This window comes from Paenibacillus spiritus (assembly GCF_008710135.1).
Lineage (GTDB): Bacteria > Bacillota > Bacilli > Paenibacillales > Paenibacillaceae > Paenibacillus_AQ > Paenibacillus_AQ glufosinatiresistens.
The window spans coordinates 236530-255619 of record NZ_VYKK01000015.1 but is presented as its reverse complement, the minus strand read 5'-3'; the positions used below and the strand labels follow the sequence as shown (position 1 = coordinate 255619).

The 19090-nt window shown below is 58.7% G+C and carries 18 protein-coding genes; 6 read left to right on the top strand and 12 right to left on the bottom strand.

The window, feature by feature from the left end; translation table 11 throughout:
• Positions 1–80 precede the first annotated feature (80 nt).
• The 4 genes from F4V43_RS12025 to F4V43_RS12010 are packed head-to-tail and all read left to right on the top strand — an operon-like array spanning position 81 to position 3802.
• Positions 81–1040: an ABC transporter permease gene (locus F4V43_RS12025; RefSeq protein ID WP_317983785.1), complete on the top strand. Its 960-nt coding sequence runs from the start codon at positions 81–83 to the stop codon at positions 1038–1040.
• Positions 1033–1980: an iron chelate uptake ABC transporter family permease subunit gene (locus F4V43_RS12020; RefSeq protein ID WP_150458473.1), complete on the top strand. Its 948-nt coding sequence runs from the start codon at positions 1033–1035 to the stop codon at positions 1978–1980. Before F4V43_RS12025 ends, F4V43_RS12020 begins: the two co-directional genes overlap by 8 nt.
• Positions 1977–2744 (top strand): ABC transporter ATP-binding protein, encoded by a 768-nt coding sequence (locus tag F4V43_RS12015; protein ID WP_150458472.1) that lies wholly within the window; start codon positions 1977–1979, stop codon positions 2742–2744. Before F4V43_RS12020 ends, F4V43_RS12015 begins: the two co-directional genes overlap by 4 nt.
• Before the next feature lie 32 nt (positions 2745–2776).
• On the top strand, positions 2777–3802 hold the full coding sequence (locus F4V43_RS12010) for a siderophore ABC transporter substrate-binding protein (protein WP_411898459.1): 1026 nt from the start codon (positions 2777–2779) through the stop codon (positions 3800–3802).
• A 120-nt stretch (positions 3803–3922) separates the two neighbouring features.
• Here F4V43_RS12010 and F4V43_RS12005 read toward each other — a convergent pair whose 3' ends face one another.
• A complete protein-coding gene (locus F4V43_RS12005; protein ID WP_150458471.1) occupies positions 3923–4807 on the bottom strand; it encodes an aldo/keto reductase in 885 nt (294 codons plus the stop codon).
• A gap of 150 nt (positions 4808–4957) precedes the next feature.
• Here F4V43_RS12005 and F4V43_RS12000 point away from each other — a divergent pair, with 150 nt between their 5' ends.
• Complete coding sequence (locus F4V43_RS12000) at positions 4958–5368, top strand: hypothetical protein (protein WP_150458470.1); 411 nt, start codon at positions 4958–4960, stop codon at positions 5366–5368.
• A gap of 137 nt (positions 5369–5505) precedes the next feature.
• Positions 5506–6411 carry an aldo/keto reductase gene (locus F4V43_RS11995; protein ID WP_150458469.1) on the top strand — a complete coding sequence of 302 codons (906 nt, stop codon included), beginning with the start codon at positions 5506–5508 and terminating at the stop codon, positions 6409–6411.
• A 146-nt stretch (positions 6412–6557) separates the two neighbouring features.
• On the opposite strand, the gene F4V43_RS11990 is transcribed toward F4V43_RS11995, so the two are convergent.
• From F4V43_RS11990 to F4V43_RS11940, 11 genes are all read right to left on the bottom strand, one after another.
• Positions 6558–6911 (bottom strand): antibiotic biosynthesis monooxygenase, encoded by a 354-nt coding sequence (locus F4V43_RS11990; RefSeq protein ID WP_150458468.1) that lies wholly within the window; start codon positions 6909–6911, stop codon positions 6558–6560.
• A 61-nt stretch (positions 6912–6972) separates the two neighbouring features.
• Positions 6973–7902 carry an MBL fold metallo-hydrolase gene (locus F4V43_RS11985; protein ID WP_191089564.1) on the bottom strand — a complete coding sequence of 310 codons (930 nt, stop codon included), beginning with the start codon at positions 7900–7902 and terminating at the stop codon, positions 6973–6975.
• 157 nt (positions 7903–8059) lie between these two features.
• A complete protein-coding gene (locus F4V43_RS11980) occupies positions 8060–8971 on the bottom strand; it encodes a family 43 glycosylhydrolase (RefSeq protein WP_150458614.1) in 912 nt (303 codons plus the stop codon).
• Between the two features lie 410 nt (positions 8972–9381).
• A complete protein-coding gene (locus F4V43_RS11975; protein ID WP_150458466.1) occupies positions 9382–10389 on the bottom strand; it encodes a FecCD family ABC transporter permease in 1008 nt (335 codons plus the stop codon).
• On the bottom strand, positions 10386–11396 hold the full coding sequence (locus F4V43_RS11970) for a FecCD family ABC transporter permease (protein ID WP_150458465.1): 1011 nt from the start codon (positions 11394–11396) through the stop codon (positions 10386–10388). The genes F4V43_RS11975 and F4V43_RS11970 overlap by 4 nt, the downstream gene beginning before the upstream one ends.
• A 190-nt stretch (positions 11397–11586) precedes the next feature.
• A complete protein-coding gene (locus F4V43_RS11965) occupies positions 11587–12816 on the bottom strand; it encodes an aminopeptidase (RefSeq protein WP_150458464.1) in 1230 nt (409 codons plus the stop codon).
• Positions 12817–12819: 3 nt separating this feature from the next.
• Positions 12820–13611, bottom strand: a complete 792-nt coding sequence (locus F4V43_RS11960) for an exodeoxyribonuclease III (protein WP_150458463.1) — start codon at positions 13609–13611, stop codon at positions 12820–12822.
• Positions 13612–13743: 132 nt separating this feature from the next.
• Complete coding sequence (locus F4V43_RS11955; protein ID WP_411898458.1) at positions 13744–15183, bottom strand: glycoside hydrolase family 43 protein; 1440 nt, start codon at positions 15181–15183, stop codon at positions 13744–13746.
• Between the two features lie 180 nt (positions 15184–15363).
• A complete protein-coding gene (locus F4V43_RS11950; RefSeq protein ID WP_150458462.1) occupies positions 15364–16431 on the bottom strand; it encodes an ABC transporter ATP-binding protein in 1068 nt (355 codons plus the stop codon).
• Positions 16432–16518: 87 nt separating this feature from the next.
• Positions 16519–17481: a phosphotransferase family protein gene (locus tag F4V43_RS11945; protein ID WP_150458461.1), complete on the bottom strand. Its 963-nt coding sequence runs from the start codon at positions 17479–17481 to the stop codon at positions 16519–16521.
• Between the two features lie 15 nt (positions 17482–17496).
• Positions 17497–18936 carry a PLP-dependent aminotransferase family protein gene (locus F4V43_RS11940; RefSeq protein WP_150458460.1) on the bottom strand — a complete coding sequence of 480 codons (1440 nt, stop codon included), beginning with the start codon at positions 18934–18936 and terminating at the stop codon, positions 17497–17499.
• Positions 18937–19090: the final 154 nt, after the last annotated feature.

Genomic DNA, 19090 nt, shown 5'->3' with positions numbered 1-19090 from the left:
GCCGGGAAGTTTCCGGTATAGTAATAAACATGTTGATAATGATTATCAATGAGAATACATAACGGCAGCGAGGTGTCCCTGTGCGCATATTCAACACCAAGGTTCTGACAGCCGCCCTGCTGCTTCTGTCCGCCGCTTCCCTGTTCGTCGGCGTCAGGGAGATCCGCCCGCAGGACCTTTTCCGTCTGAGCGACAGCCAGCTTCAGGTGCTGTGGGTCAGCCGGGTTCCCCGGCTGATCAGTCTGATCGTCGCCGGTATCAGCATGAGCGTGGTCGGACTCATCATGCAGCAGATCAGCCGCAACAAATTCGTCTCGCCGACGACCGGCGGCACCGACGATGCCGCAAGGCTCGGCATTCTGGTCTCCATGCTTCTGTTCGGCAGCACGGGGCCTATGGCGAAGATGCTGATCGCCTTTGCTTTTGCCCTGGCCGGCACCTTCCTGTTCATGAAGCTGCTGGACCGGATCCGGCTGAAGGACGCTGTGCTGATTCCGCTGGTCGGTCTCATGTTCGGCAATATGATCAGCTCGCTCACCACCTTCCTGGCGTATAAGCATGACCTGATTCAGAGTCTGTCGTCCTGGCTTCAGGGGAGCTTCACGCTGGTGATGAGCGGGCGCTACGAGCTTCTATACCTCAGTATTCCGCTCGTAGCAATTTCCTATATCTATGCCGACAAATTTACGATTTCCGGGATGGGCGAGGAATTCGCGGTCAACCTGGGCCTGAACTACAAGCAGGTGGTCCATATCGGACTCATTCTGGTGTCACTGGTGTCGGTGGTCGTCATGATCACGGTGGGCACCATTCCGTTCCTCGGGCTGGTTATTCCGAACCTCGTCTCGATTCTGCACGGCGATCATCTGAAGAAAAGCCTGGGGCACACTGCCCTGCTCGGCGCCGTGTTCATTCTCGGTTGCGACCTTCTGAGCCGGGTCGTCATTTATCCCTACGAGATTCCGATCGGCCTGACGGTCGGGGTCGTGGGGGGCGGGATTTTTCTGTATCTGCTTCTAAGGAGAAGGGTCTATGAATAACGCGGTCAAAATCAGCCTGCTGTCGCTGCTCTCTCTTGCGCTGATCTCGCTCTTTCTGTTCACCGGCCGGGTCGGCCGCTGGGACTACATCTTCCCGCTCAGGCTGTCCAAGATCGCCGCCATTGCGGTAACGGGCGCGGCCATCGCCTACTCCACCCTGATCTTTCAGACGGTGACGAACAACCGCATTCTCACGCCGAGCATCATCGGCCTGGATTCGCTGTACACGCTGGTCCAGACGTTCGTCGTCTTCGTGTTCGGCTCGGCCAGCCGGCTTGTCACTTCCCCGGAGCTGAACTTCCTGCTGTCGGCGGGGTGCATGCTGCTCTTCGTCGGCCTGCTCTACCGGCTCATGTTCAAAGGGGAAGCCCGGCACATCTATCTGCTGCTCCTGGTCGGTCTGGTGATGGGCACCCTGTTCGGCAGCCTGTCCACCTTCATGCAGGTGCTGATTGATCCGAACGAGTTCCTTGTTCTTCAGGGGCGCATGTTCGCGAGCTTCAACCGGGTCAATACCGACCTGCTGCCGCTGGCGATTGCCGTCATATTCGGCACGCTGCTCTACGGACTCCGCGATCTGCGCGTGCTGGATGTGCTCTCGCTGGGCCGGGAGCATGCGCTGAACCTGGGCGTCCCGTATGACCGGACCGTCAAAAGACAGCTCGTCATCGCTTCCGTGCTCGTCTCGCTCTCGACCGCGCTGGTCGGTCCCATCACGTTCCTGGGACTTCTGGTCGTGAACATTGTCTACCCGCTGCTTGCGACTTACCGGCACGGCCCGCTGCTGGCCGGTTCGATTCTGACCGCAATCGCGGCGCTGGCCGGCGGCCAGCTGCTGGTCGAGCGGGTGTTCACCTTCTCGACTACGATCAGCGTAATCGTCAATTTTGCCGGGGGCGCGTACTTTCTATTCTTGCTGCTGAGGGAGAACCGCGTATGATTGAAATCCGAAATGTAACCAAGCGCTATGGCGGCAGACCTGTCGTCAGCGATGTGTCGCTGACGATTCCCAAGGGACAGGTAACCAGCTTCATCGGTCCGAACGGCGCCGGCAAGAGCACGCTGCTGTCGATGATGAGCCGGCTGAGCGGCAAGGATTCCGGAGAGGTGCTGATCGACGGCCGCGAGATTGACCGCTGGGACAGCGGCGAGCTGGCGAAACGGGTCTCCATCCTGAAGCAGACCAACCAGATCGGCGTCCGACTGACGGTCAGAGAACTGGTCAGCTTCGGCCGCTACCCCTATTCCAAAGGACGGCTCAACGCTTCGGACCGGGCGGCCATCGACGAAGCGATTCATTATCTGGGGCTGGAGGAGCTGCAGGACCGCTATCTCGATCAGCTCAGCGGCGGGCAGTGTCAGCGGGCCTATATCGCCATGACGGTGGCCCAGAATACGGATTATGTGCTGCTGGACGAGCCGCTGAACAATCTGGACATGAAGCACGCCGTCCAGATTATGAAGGTGCTTCGCCGCTTGTCGGGCGAGCTTGGCAAGACGGTCGTCATCGTGCTGCATGACATTAATTTCGCTTCCTGCTACTCCGACCGGATTGTGGCGCTGAAGCACGGAAAGGTGGTGAGGGAAGGCACAGCGGAGGAAATGATCTCTCCCGAAGCCCTTCGGGAGATCTATGAGATGGACATTCCGGTGGAGAATATCCGGGGACAACGAATCGGCGTGTATTTTGCCGCATCCTTTTAAACGAATCAGACAAAGGCGGGGTTATGGTGACAATGAAAATGACGATGAACGGATCAGAAAGCAAACGTTGGACACAAGGAGCGCTTGCAGCCTTACTTGGCCTGGCGCTGACAGCCTGCGGCAACAACAACGAAGCGGGCGGCGAGGCGGAGGCCGCAGCGGCTTCTCCGGCTTCTTCTCCGATCTCCTCTGCCGCTCCGGCCGCAAGCGCGGCACCGGCGGAGCTGACCATCAAGCATCAGCTTGGCGAGACTGCCGTACAGCATCATCCGCAGAAGGTCGTCGTCTTCGACTTCGGCGTTCTCGATTCCCTGGACAAGCTCGGCGTCGAAGTTGCCGGCGTACCGCAAGCTAACATTCCTCCTTACCTGAGCAAATACGAGAGCAAGGACTATGCCAATGTCGGCAGCCTGAAAGAACCCGATCTGGAGCAGATCAGCGCGATTGACCCGGATTTGATCCTGATCTCCGGCAGACAATCGGACTACTACGAGGAGCTGTCCAAGCTCGGCCCGACGGTCTTCATGGGTGTCGATACCGCGCGCTATATGGATTCTTATGAAGAGAATACCGAAACACTCGGCCGGATCTTCGGCAAGGAGAAAGAAGTGGAAGCGGAGCTGAAGAAGGTGGAAGACTCCATTCAGACGCTCAAGGAAAAGGTCAGCGCGGAAGGCAAGAATGCGCTGATTATTCTGGCCAATGAAGGCAATATCAGCGCCTACGGCTCCGGTTCCCGGTTCGGCATGATCCATGATGTCTTCGGATTCAAGGAAGCGGACGCGAACATTGAAGCTTCGACGCACGGGCAGAGCGTCACGTTCGAGTATGTCGCCGAGAAGAACCCGGATTATCTCTTCGTCATAGACCGCGGCGCGGCCATGTCGGGAGACGCCCCGGCCTCCAAGGAACTCGTCGAGAATGAGCTGGTCAAAGGAACGAATGCCTATAAGAACGGCCACATTGTCTATCTGGACGCCAACTACTGGTATCTGTCCGGGGGCGGCCTTGAGTCGGTCGCCGCTATGGTTGACGAGGTTGCAGCCGCGTTGAAGTAACCGGCCGTATGAGCGTTATCTCTCTGCTTTTATAGAATGGCAAAAACAACGGACTGCCGGAAAGCCGGCAGTCCGTTGTTTTATTGAAGCGGTTAGCTTGAAGCTGTGCCCCTAACCGGATTAACGCTGGCCGACCCAGTCCGGTCCGGCTGTCTCCGCCCAGCGGGCGGTAATGCTCCGGTACTGCTCCTCCGGGAGCATCCCCTGCTCCAGCAGCTTCGCATTCTGGACCCACCGGTCCGGGTTGCGCGTACCGACGATGGCTGTGCTGACTCCGGGAACCGTCAGAGCGAAGCGAAGCGCGACGCTTACCCCCTCCTGAACATCGCCCAGGAAATCGTATTTCAGCTCCTGAAGGCGTCTCCAATAGACGTAAGGGTAGTCATCCTCATTGAAGGAATCGAAAGCCCATGCGGCATTGGCAATCGGCCGCTTCGCGGTTACGCCCATGCCTTTCCGGGCCGCTTCGGCAATAATGGCGACGGATTCCTGATCGGCGATATTAATAGAAGTCTCCAGACTGTCGAATACGCCGGTCCCGACCGCGTAGCGGGAATCGTTGTGATCGCCGCTGTAGCCGATATAGCGCGTTTTGCCGGCCTGCTTGGCTTCCTGCAGCACCTGAATGACTTCGCCCCGCCGAAGAATCTCCTCGGTGCAGCTATGCAGATGGATTACATCGACATAGTCCGTGTTCAGACGCTTCAGACTGCGGTCGATGCTCTCACGCAGCATAACCGGGTCCCAGTCGGCTCCTTCCAGACCCGCGGTATGCCCGCATTTGGTGAACAGATAGTAATCGCTTCGCCGTCCCGAGAGGGCTTGGCCGATCAGCTCTTCGCTGTTCCCGTAGCATTCCGCGGTATCAATGATATTCAGACCGGCATCGAGCGCGCTGTGAAGCAGCCGGTCGGCGGTCGCCTGGTCCGAGTTCCGAATTTCAGCCCCGCCGAATCCGAGAATACTGACTTTCATGTCCGTTGTTCCGTAAGGACGCAGTTGCATGTTGATTCCTCTCCTTAAGCCTTAATGTCTGCCGCTCTTCTCGCCTGCTTCTTCCAAAAATCAGCTGCTGCTGCCTTCCATTTGACTCTATCATTACCAGTTCTTATTCATATATTATCGTATCCCAACGAAAAGGAGAAGTGATCCAACATGGCTCGTCTTGTTGATTTTGCCTCATCCGTTCCCACGCCGGTTACTACGGCGGACAGCACTGTCACTCCCGTCCCTCTGGCTCCGGCCGGCGTCGGTCTGGCCTTCGCCGGAGTCAACGTCTCTGCTGCGCCCAATGCCGTTCAGCTTGTCGCAACCGTCGGCGTTCAGGCCGGCGACGCTTCCACCAATGTGCTGCTCCGCTTCCTGCGGGATTCGCAGACGATCTTCTATGCGCTTTACACCGTGGAGGAATTCTACAATGAATTCGCCGTTATCACCATTCAGCACATTGATCAGAACGTCGCACCCGGGCCTCATGACTATGCCGTATCCATCGAGCGCCAGACGCCCGGCACGGCCTATGTGGTTGGTCCGGTAACGCTTAGCGCCACCTCCATCGCCCGCTGACCCGTTCGGACAAGCCGCATCCGAACCGCAAGTCTTCTTCGCTCAGTTAAGGAGAGCTCCCGTCAGGGGCTCTCCTGTTTCATGCTATAATGAAGAAGAGAATAGCCGAAGATTGGAAACACAAGGAGCGATGAATCGTGAAGAAGAACCGTCTGGGCGCATCCGGCATCGAAGTCAGCGAGATCGGGCTGGGCTGCATGTCGCTTGGAACCGAGGAGGGGCAGGCCGTCTCTCTCATCCATGAAGCACTGGACCGCGGAGTTACGCTGCTGGATACCGCCGACCTCTACGACAGCGGCCGCAATGAGGAGCTGGTAGGGCGCGCCATTCAGGGCCGCCGCAATCAGGTGATCCTTGCGACCAAGGTCGGCAACCGCCGGATTCCGGGACAGGAAGGCTGGGTCTGGGACCCTTCGGGAGCTTATATCCGCAAGGCAGTCCGCGACAGTCTCCGCCGGCTCGGAACCGACTACATCGACGTATACCAGCTTCACGGCGGGACGATGGACGATCCGATCGAAGACACGATCGAAGCTTTTGAGGAGCTGAAACGGGACGGACTGATCCGGGAATATGCGATCTCTTCCCTGCGCCCGAACGTTATCCGCGAATATGCGGCGCGGTCGGGGATCGTCAGCGTGATGAATCCCTACAGCATCGTCGACCGGCGCGCCGAAGAGGAGGTGCTGCCTCTGCTTCAGCAGCGGGGCATCCGGGTCATCGGACGCGGGCCGCTGCACAGCGGCGCTCTGGCCGCCGGACGGGAACCGCTGAAGGGCGTTCCCGATTATGAGCTGGATGAGCTGAAGACGCTGCGCACGGTGCTGGAAGAGAAGTTTGCCGCCAGCGGACGCAATCTGACACAGGTAGCTCTGCGCTATCCGCTCGGCCATCCGGCCGTTGCCGCAATCGTACCCGGCGCCAGCTCGCGGGAGCAGCTGCTGCAGAACCTCTCGGCGGCAGACTGCCCGCCGCTGAGCGAGGAAGAACTGGCCTTCATCCGAAGCGTCAGCAAGGCCAACCGCTATCGGCAGTACCGGTAGCGGCCGAATGCCCGGACTTGTCGTGCCGAAGCAGGGCCGAGAGCACAAACAGGGTTCCGAGCCGCCGATACCGGCGGGACGGAACCCTTCTTCATTCTTCTTTGACTGCTGTCTGACCAGAGCCGGACGGACGTCGGCTCCGACGCTCATTCTGCGGCTTGCCGCGCCGACCCCGACCCGAAAGCCTTACCTTCCTTAACCATGCGGACGTTGTACATCTGAACCGCTACAGACCGGATGAATTCAAGCGGCTGCTGGCCCCGGCTATTCCGGTGCCCTTGAATATGCTCTTCGCTCTTCTCCCAATTCTTCCAGGCTTCCTCCGACTCCCAGCGGATCATCGTAACGACTTCTTCCGTCTCTTTCGCCTTCCGGTTCACCATTACGGAAATATCCAACAGCCCGTCCCGTTCCTGAAGAGGACCCGGCGCCTGGAACCGCTCGACAATTCTGTCGCTGAATCCGGCATCGACGATGGTTGTTCTCATTACAATAAACACTCGAGCATTCCTCCCGGCAAAATGATTTCATTATCATTATAAATGATAATGATTATCAATTTCAATCTATTCTTTCTGATTGACTTCCCTTTTCTCTTTCTCTCAACCAAGTGAGATTGCGGGTATAATTCTCCGCCGCGGCCCATCCGGCGTACTGATCCGGCATCTTCTCTTCTCGTGCATCTGCCGGTATTCGGCTGTATTCCGTCAGTTCACGGATATACGTCCGTGTGACATGCACAGCGGCTCCGTCAGCAACCAGGCCATGACCCGGCACAATCCTTTGCGCACCGTAAGTCTCCAACCGGTCCAAGGCTTCGAGCCAGGAGGCCGGGTTCCCGTCCACCAGCAGCGGATGGTTGCCAACAGGCGTCAGATCGGCGGTAAACAGAATAGACTCCTCGGGCAGGTAGAGCACAGCATCACATTCGGTGTGTCCGGCCCCCACCGAGATGAAGGAAGCCATTCTACGCCCGCCGTAAAGATGGAGGGCCGATTCAAAGGTTAACGCAGCCGGCGTAATCTCCAGTTCCATAATAGAACGCTTGAGGTCCTCCAGCATCTCAAGCTGAGTGTCCTTCCCCGCTTCGGCGCCGTCTGCGGCGCCACGCCGCAGATCGGCAATGTCCCTCTCCAATTGGGGTAGAAGGGCGCTCATCCGTGAGAGCCATTCCTGCTGTCTGGACAACATCAGCGCTCGGGTCCGTGTCGTCGAGACAATGACGGCATCCTTGAAATGCTGGTTGCCTCTTACATGATCGCCGTGCCAATGGCTGTTCAGCACATACCTGACCGGCTTGCCGGTCAGTTCTTCCGCCGCCAAGCGCAGGTCAGCGCCTGCGGCAGGCGTATTGAACGTATCCCAGACAAGCGTATAGGTTCCCATGTCGATAACACCGGCGTTGCTCATGGCTCCCCACGCTCGCTTGGCTTCCAGCACATAGATACCGTCCGCCAGAGAATGGCATTCAAAATAGGGTGAGTTCCTCATTTCTACGGCTCCCTTCCCATCCGCTAGCCGGATGAATGGTTTCAATGTTATTCGGGACGTCCAAGATTGTCTGTGAGAAATAAAGCTTCCCTCTGCCGCGTGCAGCATCACGCCAAAAAGCGGCCGCGCTGCGGCCGCCGGTGTATGAAAGGGTGAGCTAATTAAAATAAGGCCAGCCGTTCGAATCCCAGTACAGATCGCTGATAAGCAGCTTCGGCGCACCATTCTCGGCAACGCTGTAAGCGTGCCGAACAATCAGATTCGTTCCCGAGATGTCCTGGCCGCCCGGTCCTTTCCAGTAGGCATTGCCGCTGTCGATCACCGTTGCGCCGCCGTCCTTCATTGCTGTTCCGTCTTTGGCGTAAAAGGGCCCCGTTACACTGGCAGAACGTCCGACGGCAATCTGGTAGGTGCTGTTCACCCCCTGGCAGCAGGCCCCGATGGAGACGAACAGATAGTAATAGCCCGTGCTGCTGTTGTAGACAAGACTGGCGCCTTCAATGCCGCCCGATTTCGTCGCAAGCCGGTAGGCGTTGCCTGTGGGCTTCATCGTGGATTTGCTGATGGCCGTAACATAGATGCCGTTGCTCCACGAACCGAACACCATCCACAGGTTCCCCTTGGCATCCTGCATAAGATTGGGATCAATGGCATTGTAGCTGGAAGCATCGTTCGAACTGATGACCATCCCCTGATCCTTCCAGACCCCGCCACTAATCGAGTTCGTCGTGACCAGTCCGATTGCGGATACCTTGGAACCAAAGGTGGAGATGGAATAGTACAGGTAGTACGTGCCGTTATAGTAGAATATATCGGGCGCCCATACGTCGAGATTCGGATGGTTCGGCACATAGGCATCCCACCAGGAAGGCTCGGAAGCGAAGATCGGAAGCGAGCGAACAAAATGGGTGCCATTGGTTGAATAGAGAACCTGCAGACCCGAGCCTGTGCTGAAGACCCAGTGCGTATTGCCCTCCTTGATGTAGGCGGGATCATGCACATTGGTATCTCCGGTCAGAGACCAGGTTGCGGCGGAAGCGGGAAAAGCGGATGAGACCAGCAGGAACATGGCGAGCAGCCAGGCGGCATACTTCGTTCTGCGGACTTTGGACACTAGCAATCACTCTCCTGGGCGAAGTGTGATGGATTCCCTGTCAACTCCATAACGATTCCTCTCTATGTTACCGCTTACATAATGGTCCGGTAATGCGCTCGTTTCCCTCCTTCCCTGCGCACATTTATTTAGGAATTAATTAAATAATTAATTCCGAATTAAAATTACGTCTTTTGTTCTTCCATGTCAATATCTTTTTTGTTCAGCTTGACTCTATATTATTGATCTTTACTACTCTACTCTCCTTCCAGTTAATCCGTTTTTTATTTTAGTTTATTTGAAAATAAAAAAAGGCGCCGCCGCTGCAGCGCCTTTCGATAGCGATAACCGGCGGCTCCGGAAGCCGCCGCCTCCTGCCCGCTGCGTTATTTCCGCAGCAGCAGATACACAAAGTAAGGCGCGCCGATCAGCGCCACAACGACTCCGGCAGGTATGCCCCCCGCATCGCCCACATTGTGGCCGATGAGGTCGGCGACCAGCAGCAGCCAGCCGCCGGTCAGCACCGACACGGGCACATAGAGCTGGTGCCGGGGGCCCACAAGCGATCTGGCAATATGCGGCGCCATCAGGCCGACGAAGGAAATCGAGCCGGTAACCGAGACCGCCGCCGAAGCGAGGGCTACCGCCGCCAGCAGAAGCAGAAGCCGTTCCCGCTGCACAGGCACACCCAGACCTACGGTCACCGGCTCTCCGAGAGCCAGCAGGTTGAGCGCATTCGATTTATACAGAATATAGGGGATCAGCAGCACCAGCCAGGGCAGAAGCGCTCCGATGTACGGCCAGTCTGTCCCCCAGATGCTGCCGGCCAGCCAGTTCGCGATAAAATCGAATTTGCGCTGGTCCGTCGATGAGATGATGACAATCATCGTTCCGTTCAAGGCCAGCGAGCAGCCTACTCCGGTCAGAACGAGCCGGATCGGCTGAATGCCCTGTTCCCGGGAGTAGGACAGCAGATAGATGAGCACGGCGGCGGCAAGGCCGCCGGCGAAGCCTACGGCCGGCAGCATATAGGCGAACGAGGCCGCCTCAACCGGCACGAACAGGAAGAAGACAGCCACTGCTACTCCCGCTCCCGCATTGATGCCCACCAGCGCCGGATCGGCCAGATCGTTGCGGGTTACGGCCTGGAGCACCGACCCGGACAGGGCAAGCGCCATCCCGCCCAGCACCGTAACCAGCATCCGGGGAAGCCGAACCGAGAACAGCACAAAGTCATCCTTGAAGCTCCCGTGCCCGAATAAGGTCGGCAGGATGCGGCTGTACGATACCGAGGCGCTTCCTATGCCCATACCGGCCAGCAGCGTCGCGAGGAGAAGCACTCCCAGCCCCGCCAGGAGAAGACGGTATTTGGTTATCCAGCCGGTTGTAGTCATGACAGCAGCTTGTCCCCTTTGCGCACAATGATAAGAAAGAACGGCAGCCCCACCATGGAGACAATCGCCACAAGCGGCGTCTCGAACGGAGCGTTGATCATTCGTCCCAGCGTATCCGCCAGCACCATGAAGGCCGCGCCCGCAATTGCCGACAGCGGAAGAATACGGCGGTAATCCGTCCCCGCCGCCGCCCTGACGATATGCGGCACCATGAGTCCGAGGAACGCCATATTGCCGACCAACGCCACCGAGGCGCCGGCCAGAAGCACGACGAGCAGATAGAGAACGAATTTGACCCGTCCGGCATTGACGCCGAGTCCGGTCGCAGCCGTCTCGTTCAGGCTTAAGATCGAGAGCTGGCGGGAGAGCAGCAGCGCTCCCGCGATGCCTGCCGCAATGACCGGCGCAACCGACCGGACCTGCGCCCAGGCGATTCCGATCAGGCCGGAGGCCGTCCACATCGTCACATCCTTGGAGACGTGGAATATTAAGCCGACGCCCTGCGTAACGGCGATCAGCAGCGCGGAGACCGCCGCGCCGGCCAGCACAAGCTGGAGCGGCGACAGCCCCGTGCGGGACAGCTGCCCCAGGCCAAAGACCAGACCGGCCCCCGCGGCCGCTCCGATGAAGGAAGCGCCCGTAAGGCCAAGGTAGGTCATCGAAGGCATCAAAGCCAGCGCCACGGTAATGGCCGCAGTGCCGCCTGAGGTGATCCCGAGCAGGCCGGGATCGGCCAGCGGATTGCGGGTCAGCCCCTGCATAATAGCGCCCGAAACCGACAGGGCAGCGCCTACGAGCAGTCCGGCGGCGATGCGCGGAAGACGGATTTCGCGAATCATGGTGGCATTGTCGCCGGTTCCGCCGCCGGTCAGCGCCATCCAGGCCTCATGCAGACTGGTCGTGCGCGCGCCCAGAACAAGCGACACGGCGAAGAACAGAAGCAGTACGGCAAGCGCCGTCAGCAGCTGGAACAGAAATGAGTGTTGGAGTCGTTTGGTCGTATCCATAAATTCCCCTTGTAAAAAAACGTCATCCATTATGTATGATAATGATTCTCATTATTACGTTAAAACCGGGAATTGTCCACTTTTTTCTTCGTCCGCGGATAGCGCAGCCCTCAACACCATGCCGATAAGCCGGAAGGAGCGCCCGTGAGTGAGCGTCCGTCCGGCTTGAGGTCAAACGAAGGAAGGAGAATCAGGCCCAGTTCCCGGCGCGGAACACCGGCTCCCAGGTGCCGTCCTGCAGCTCGCCGTCGATATCCAGCTCCGCACAGCCGATCATGAAGTCCACATGCGTGAGGCTGACGTTCGCCCCCCGTTCCAGCAGCTCTTCCCGGCTCATTCCGGCGCCCCCTTCCAGATTGACCGGGTAGGAGCTTCCAAGCGCAAAATGGCAGGAAGCATTCTCGTCGATCCCTGTATTGTAGAAGACCCGGTTCATCTGCGAGATCGGCGAATTATGCGGCACCAGCGCTACCTCTCCGAGATAGGATGCGCCTTCATCAGTCGCCAGCAGGGAAGTCAAATGCTCCTTGCCGCTGCGGGCCTCAAAAGATTCCACCCGCCCGTCCTTGAAGGTCAGGCGGATGCCGTCGACCAGCCGTCCGTTCAGGTTCAGCGGCAGCGTGCTGCTTACCGTCCCGTTCACGCCTGTTCGCTTGGGCATCGAGTAGACTTCCTCGGTCGGCATATTCGCCACAAAATGCACACCCCGGTCGTTAAGGCCGCCCGCCGCCCGCCAGATATGGCCTTCGGGCAGCTCGACCCGAAGATCCGTACCCGGGGCACGGTAATGCAGACTCCGGTAGCGCTTGGCGTTCAGCTTCCGTTCGCTCTGCCGCAGCCGTTCCAGATGCTTCTCCCATGCCGCCACCGGATCGGGCGTATTCACCCGGTTCATCCGGAAGATGGCTTCCCACATAGCCGGAATCCGCTCTTCTTCGGGAAGATCCGCGAAGACCTTGTCGGCCCAAGCCGCCGTCGGCGCCTTGATGAGCGCCCAGCTGATCCGGTTGTTGCGGGTATAGGCCTGATAATTCTGGCGAAGCACCGCGGCCGCCTTGACCGAACGGGAGACCTTCTCCGAGTCGATTCCGTCGTACAGATCGGGATTCGGCACCTTGATATGAAGCGCTGCGCCGCCTTCCTCCGCGAACTTCTCCAACATATCCGCCTGCCACTTCGGATAATAATCGAACGATTCGTCCGGGCCTTTCTCGAACCGGATCCGGCTGGTCTGCTCGTCTTCCCAGTCCACCAGGACATATTTGGCTCCGGCTTCATAAGCGCTTGCCACAATCTTCCGTGTAAGCTCCGCCGTCTCCAAAGGCGCATGCACCATCAGCACCTGACCGGGCTGGACATTCACGCCCACCTTGACGACCAGACGGGCGTAGCGTTCCAGCATCGTATTCCAATCTTTCATTCGTTACTCCTCCTTCTTAGTTGCGGGTACGACCGTCGCCGGAAGATCCAGCTCCAGTACCACCGGGCAGTGATCGCTGCCCATAATCTGACAATCGACGCTTGCTCCGGCAATCGAAGACGCCAGACGGCCCGACACCAGAAAATAGTCGATCCGCCAGCCGATGTTCCGCTCTCGCACCTTGGGCATATAGCTCCACCAGGAATAGACACCCTCTGTATCCGGGTTCAAATGCCGGAAGGAATCAATGAAGCCGGACTCCAGCAATCGGGTCATCCGGCCCCGCTCCTCGTCCGTGAAGCCCGAATTGCCGATGTTCGCCTTCGCGTTCTTCAGATCAATCTCCCGGTGGGCGACATTCAGATCGCCGCAGACAATCACCGGTTTCACGGCATCCAGCCGCAGAAGATGTTCAAGAAACCGGTCTTCCCATTCCAGCCGGAACGCAAGCCGGGAGAGGTCGCGTCTGGCATTGGGCGAATAGGCATTGACCAAGTAGAAAGATTCGAACTCCAGCGTAATCACGCGGCCTTCCGTTTCTTCCATGCCCTCAATGCCATAAGCCGCAGACAGCGGCTCCAATCGTGTGAACACCGCCGTACCCGAATAGCCCTTTTTGTGGGCATAATTCCAGTACTGCCGGTATTCCCCGCCAAGCTCAAGCCGGATTTGGCCCTCCTGAAGCTTCGTCTCCTGCACGCAGAACACATCCGCGCCGGCGGCGGCGAAATAGTCGTTGAATCCCTTGTTCACACAGGCCCTGAGGCCGTTGACGTTCCATGACACCAGCTTCATGTCTTTCGGTTCCCCCTTGTCCTCTAGACATTATTCCCTTAGATTCGGGAGATGTCAATTTGCCTGCCGGAAGAGAAACGCCAAAAGACCGGGGAGCCGTTTCCCCGGTCTTTTGAATCCAGCGGGCAACACCTAGAAGGAACTTCCCCAGACTGCTACGCCTTCTGTGGACACGGCGGTAAAGCTCATTCCGATGCGCTGCGTCCGCTCGTTCCACTGCCGGACGAATACCCCGTCGTATGCGTTGCCGTCAATAGTCAGCCGCGCACCGTGCCCGCCGGTCAGCTTCCAGGTCCCGGACACGGCACCGGAGATCGTCCCATCTTCGTTCAGCTTTATCGCCTGGGAGGCGACAAGGTCAGCCGTAATGTCCTTGCCGTGGCTTATATACTGGTACGACCCGGCAATTTGCTTCCCATTATAACGGCCGATCTTCTCTCCGCTGTAACGTTCCGGGGCCGCCACCGGCCAGCCCTCGCTGTTCATGAAGAGCTGGTGCACCCGGACTTCATGCTCTTCTCCCCTGCCGGGGAAGCGGGTGTGGAAGATCAGGAAATACTGTCCTGTCTTCTCGTCGTAATAGGCGGAGTTGTGACCCGGCGATACGTATCCCAGCGTCTCGTCCGGGTTCTTCGCGCCTTCCGCAGACCATTCGAAATTCCCCATCAGCTTGACCCCGTAAGGCGCATAGGCGGGATCGTCAAAAAGCTGCCCCGGCGTCCCCTGCGCCTCCGCCATCTTGCGGCCTTCCGCGTCCTCGAACGGTCCGTCCGGATTCTTCGACCGGGCAACGCGGATATTGTACCCGCCGTCGGCAGTCAAGCCGCCATAGGAGAGAAAGAGGTAGTAATAATCCGTCTCCGGGCTGTAGAGCATGTACGGGCCTTCGATCCGGGCGTGATAGCCGCCCAGCAGCTTGGTTCCATAGCCCTGCCCTTCCAGCGGGAGGCCGGTGGCCGGGTCCATTTTCAGAATATAAATCCCGCCGGAGTACGAACCGTAGACCATCCACAGCCCGCCGTCCTTGTCAAAGAACACATCGGGGTCCACCACATTCGGATGCTGGGTGGAATCATAGACCGTGCCGTCATCCGAAATGCCGGTCATTCCGGATTTCAGGATAATGCCCTTGTTCCGGTAAGGGCCCTCGATGGAATCCGCAACGGCGACCCCCATCGCCGACAGCGGGGAATCGCCCCGGCAGGCGTCGTAGTACATGTAGAACTTGCCGTCCGCCAGCTGAATGACATCCGGGGCCCAGAGCGTATCGGACTGCGCCCAGGAGAGCGTCTCCTCCAGTTCGGTGGTGACGTTCGGAATAAGCGCGTTCCCGTCATGCACACCGGATGCAATCGGCTCCCAGTTCATCAGGTCTGTAGTCTTGGCAGCCGTCAGATGCGAGCCGAACACATAATACGTGTCCTTCACCCGGATTACGGACGGGTCATGCACCGACACGTTGGTAAATTCGGGACTAGACGGCGCTTCTCCGCCGCCTTGGTTGCCGGCCGGCCCCGAGCAGGCGCCAAGCAGGAGCAGAACGGCCAGAGCGCCGAACGCAGGTTTCTTCACAAGGGTCCACCTCCATATGTATACCCTTACATTTTGCGCCCGGGATGGCGGGTTCGTCAATACTTTTATTTAGATGTATATGTTTTGTTTCATGTATTAATAAATATAAATTTAGCTCCCTGCTGCTCTCTCCACCAAAAAAGTGCGGCCTCCAGAGAGACCGCACGCTTAAGAACCTGATTATTCAAAGTAGTTGTCGACCTGCACCGGCTGCTCATACGTTCCCGGCAGCTTGCGATGCTTCTTGAGAACCGCGTCCGGAGGGGTTACGGCCGGAGCCATCGGGTGCAGGAGCCAGGACTTGACATAATGCGTATCCGACACCTTGAACAGTGGCGGCTCCTTCTCATAGTCAATCGCCATGGCATACGTGCTTCGCATGGCGAAGGCGTCGCCCTTGGGCGGCTTGATGAGATCGGGCGGCGTTCCCGGGATGGCCGTCAGCATGGAGCCTTTGCTCTCGAGGCTCGGCATGGAGCCGAGCAGACCCCAGGTATACGGGTGGCGCGGATCGTAGAAGATCTCTTCGACCGTTCCCATCTCGACAATTTGCCCGGCATACATGACAGCTACCCGGTCGGCCATGCTTGCCACAACGCCGAGGTCATGTGTGATGAAGATAATCGACGTTCCGATCTTCTTCTGGAGTTCCTTCATCAGATCGAGAATCTGGGCCTGAATGGTAACGTCCAGCGCAGTGGTCGGTTCATCGGCGATCAGCAGCTTCGGGTTGGCCGCCAGCGCCATGGCGATGACGACGCGCTGCCGCATCCCGCCGCTGAATTCATGCGGGTACTGCTGGAAGCGCCGCTCCGGTGACGGAATGCCGACCAGCTTAAGCAGCTCAATGCCGCGTTTGACTGCGGCTCCGCGGGACATGTTCTCGTGCTTGTGCAGCACTTCCGTGATCTGCTTGCCGACTTTCATCATCGGATTAAGCGACGTCATCGGGTCCTGGAAGATCATTCCGATCTCCTTGCCGCGGATGGACTGCATCTGTTTCTCGCTCTTCGTAATGATCTCCTGTCCGTCGAACAGGATGCTCCCGCCCTTATAACGGCCCGGAGGCGTGGGAATCAGCTTCATCAAGGCCTGGGACGTGACGCTCTTGCCCGAGCCCGATTCGCCGACGATCGCCAGCGTCTCCCCTTTATCCACATGAAAGCTGACGCCGCGGATGGCCTGAACCTCGCCGCCGCGCGTATGGAAGGATATGGCTAAATCTTTGACTTCTAGCAGGCGTTCCATTCTTGTCTCCATCTCCGCTCTATCGTAGAAAGTTAATATTGATAATAATTATCAATAGTATAGACAAAAAGCGGGTCCAAATACAAGTCAAGATTGCAGGAAACGCTCCCAGCCGTTCTTAATGGTGTCCATCGCCCACTCCAGATGTTCCCGGCTCTCGTACTTTCTGGAGAAGCATTCTACATAATAAATCAGATCCAGATAGAAATCGTACAGCTTCCGTCGGCGAAGCTCATCCGGGGAATTGCAGAAGCTGCCGTACCCCTCGAAGAATGCCGGCGAATTCTCCAGATAGCGAAAGTAATACTCCATCAGCGGATCGCCCCAGAGCGCCCGCTCCCAGTCAATGAGCGCGGCGATCCGTCCGTCTTTTACGAAGATGTTCCCATCCCACAGATCCCAGTGCACCAGCCGTGGCTCCGTGACCGCATCCAGCAGCGGAAGACGTTCCTCTATGGCCCGCCGCACCTCTTCCACCGGCATCGGCAGCGAGCCGCCGAGGCGGTCCGCATCCTCCAGCACCAAGCCGATCATCCAGGCGAAGGCCTCCCGCCAGCTTCCTGTCGGTCCCTGCCCTCCGAACAGTCCGAACTGTTCGCCCCCGATTTCGTTGATCGCCCGGTTCAGCCGTCCCGCTTCGCGCTCGATGGCGGCCCGTTCTTTGGCGGTCAAGCTCTCTTTGAGGTCATTGTACGGCGTTCCGTCGATTCTCTCCATGATAAAATAATCCGCCGGCAGCAGCCGCCGGCTGTCGTCGTAGGCCAGCACCCGCGGAACGGGCACCGTGCCCGTCTCCGCCATCAGCCGCAGCGCCGCGACTTCGGCGCGCATAATGTCCCGCTCATAGCTCATGGTGGCGATGCCGTCCATGGGCGAGATTTTTAGGATCAGGGCCGAACCGCCGGTCAGTGTAACTTCATAAGCGGAGTTAAAATACCCGCCGGTCAGCTCCTTCGACTTCAGCAGCAGGCCTTTGTCTCTTCCCAGGCTCGATTCCACCAGCGCGGCTTGCAGATCAAAGCCGATTCTTGATTTCGTGTGGCTCTCCATCCTTCTTCTCCTTCATCAATCGTGATAAGCCCGGATACCTGCATAGACGGCGCCCAGGGCCTCTATTCCTTCCCGGATGGCTTCAGGCTCCAGATGGCCGTAGCCGAGCAGCAGCGTATTTCGGTCCGCTTCCGCGCGGACGGTGGCATACCGCGTCAGCGCGTAAACGCCGATCCCTTCCTTCCGGCAGGCCGCCTCCAGCGCCTCGGCGTCCGTTCCTATGGGAAAGCGGACCGCCGTGTGCAGACCGGAGGCTTCCCCCTGCGCCCGGACACTGTCCCCGAACGCCGTCTCCAGCGCGGTGAGCAGAGTCTGTCTCTTGGTTCCGTAAATGCGGCGCATCCGGCGAACATGGCGGTCCAGCAGGCGTTCGCGCAGGAACAGCGTCAGCGCAGCTTGCTCCAACAGGGGGCTCTGCACGTCCAGGAAAGTCCGCCGGTGAACCCACCGGCTCTTGAGAGATGGGGGAAGCAGCGCGAAGCCGATTCGCAGGGCAGGGAACATGGTTTTGCTGAAAGTGCCGACATAGACGACCCGGGAAGGGTCCATTTCATACAGTGGGCTTACAGGCGCGCCCCGGTAGCGAAATTCGCTGTCATAGTCATCTTCGATTACATAATAGCCGCCTTCGGCCGCCATTCTTACCAGGGATGCCCTGCGGCTTGCCGGCAGAATTCCTCCGAGCGGGAACTGGTGGGACGGGGTCACATAGACCGCCGAGAGCGGCTTGCCCTCCAGAGTATCAACCCGCGCGCCCCGGTCATCCACGGGCATCCACTGCACCGGCCGCCCGCCGAGCTGCATGATGGTGCGGATGCCCGGATGGGAGGGGTCTTCGAGGGCGAAGGGGCACCCTTCCTTGTGTAGAATTCCGGCCAGCAGGTAGAGCGCCTGGGTTGAACCCGAAGTAATGCAGATGTCCGACGGATCGGCCTCTATGCCCCGGCTGCGCAGCAGCCAGCCGGCGATTTCCGTCCGCAGCGGACCGTAGCCCTGCGGGTCTCCGTAGCCGAACCCGGCCGGGCTCAGCGTCCCCTGGGCCTCGCGCAGCGCCCGGGTCCAGGATTTCCACGGGAACCGGGTCAAATCCGGCTGTCCGGTCTTGAAATCCCATTTCAGCGGCGCCGCTGCCTCCGCTGCGCAGTCCGGAAGGCCGTCCGCCGGCTTCGATTGCGCCTCTTCTTCCGTCTCTTCTCGGTTCGGCTCCGTCCGAAGACCGTCCGCCACCCGGGTCGGAGCGCCCTGGGAGGTTACCGCATACCCTTCGGCAACCAGCCGTTCGTACGCCTCGGTGACCGTATTCCGCGACACGCCGAGACTCCGGGCCAACTCCCGGGTCGAGGGCAGCGCTTCTCCGGCTTGAATGCGGCCCGAGAGCATCCGGTTCCGGAAGGACCGAAAGATCTGCACGGACAGGCCGGTCTCCGATTGAGGCTTCAGCTCAATGTCCCACACCGGCGTCTCTCCTTCCTTTAATCATGCTTTTCATGACTGCTCCAACTGGTCCGGTCAATAACCGCTCCAACTGGCGCTTCAAGCATACCAGCAGGGTTGCTATAATACCACTAACGAATCGTTAATGGTACGGAAGGGCCCTCCGGGAAGGACG

Bases quoted from the DNA above. Each gene is read 5' to 3' on its own strand.
- F4V43_RS12015 (WP_150458472.1), top strand. From the start codon at position 1,977: ATGATTGAAATCCGAAATGTAACCAAGCGCTATGGCGGCAGACCTGTC.
- F4V43_RS11985 (WP_191089564.1), bottom strand. From the start codon at position 7,902: ATGAGGAACTCACCCTATTTTGAATGCCATTCTCTGGCGGACGGTATC.
- F4V43_RS12005 (WP_150458471.1), bottom strand. From the start codon at position 4,807: ATGCAACTGCGTCCTTACGGAACAACGGACATGAAAGTCAGTATTCTC.
- F4V43_RS11970 (WP_150458465.1), bottom strand. From the start codon at position 11,396: ATGGATACGACCAAACGACTCCAACACTCATTTCTGTTCCAGCTGCTG.
- F4V43_RS11975 (WP_150458466.1), bottom strand. From the start codon at position 10,389: ATGACTACAACCGGCTGGATAACCAAATACCGTCTTCTCCTGGCGGGG.
- F4V43_RS12020 (WP_150458473.1), top strand. From the start codon at position 1,033: ATGAATAACGCGGTCAAAATCAGCCTGCTGTCGCTGCTCTCTCTTGCG.
- F4V43_RS11965 (WP_150458464.1), bottom strand. From the start codon at position 12,816: ATGAAAGATTGGAATACGATGCTGGAACGCTACGCCCGTCTGGTCGTC.
- F4V43_RS11980 (WP_150458614.1), bottom strand. From the start codon at position 8,971: ATGTTCCTGCTGGTCTCATCCGCTTTTCCCGCTTCCGCCGCAACCTGG.
- F4V43_RS11960 (WP_150458463.1), bottom strand. From the start codon at position 13,611: ATGAAGCTGGTGTCATGGAACGTCAACGGCCTCAGGGCCTGTGTGAAC.
- F4V43_RS11945 (WP_150458461.1), bottom strand. From the start codon at position 17,481: ATGGAGAGCCACACGAAATCAAGAATCGGCTTTGATCTGCAAGCCGCG.
- F4V43_RS11950 (WP_150458462.1), bottom strand. From the start codon at position 16,431: ATGGAACGCCTGCTAGAAGTCAAAGATTTAGCCATATCCTTCCATACG.
- F4V43_RS12000 (WP_150458470.1), top strand. From the start codon at position 4,958: ATGGCTCGTCTTGTTGATTTTGCCTCATCCGTTCCCACGCCGGTTACT.
- F4V43_RS12010 (WP_411898459.1), top strand. From the start codon at position 2,777: ATGAAAATGACGATGAACGGATCAGAAAGCAAACGTTGGACACAAGGA.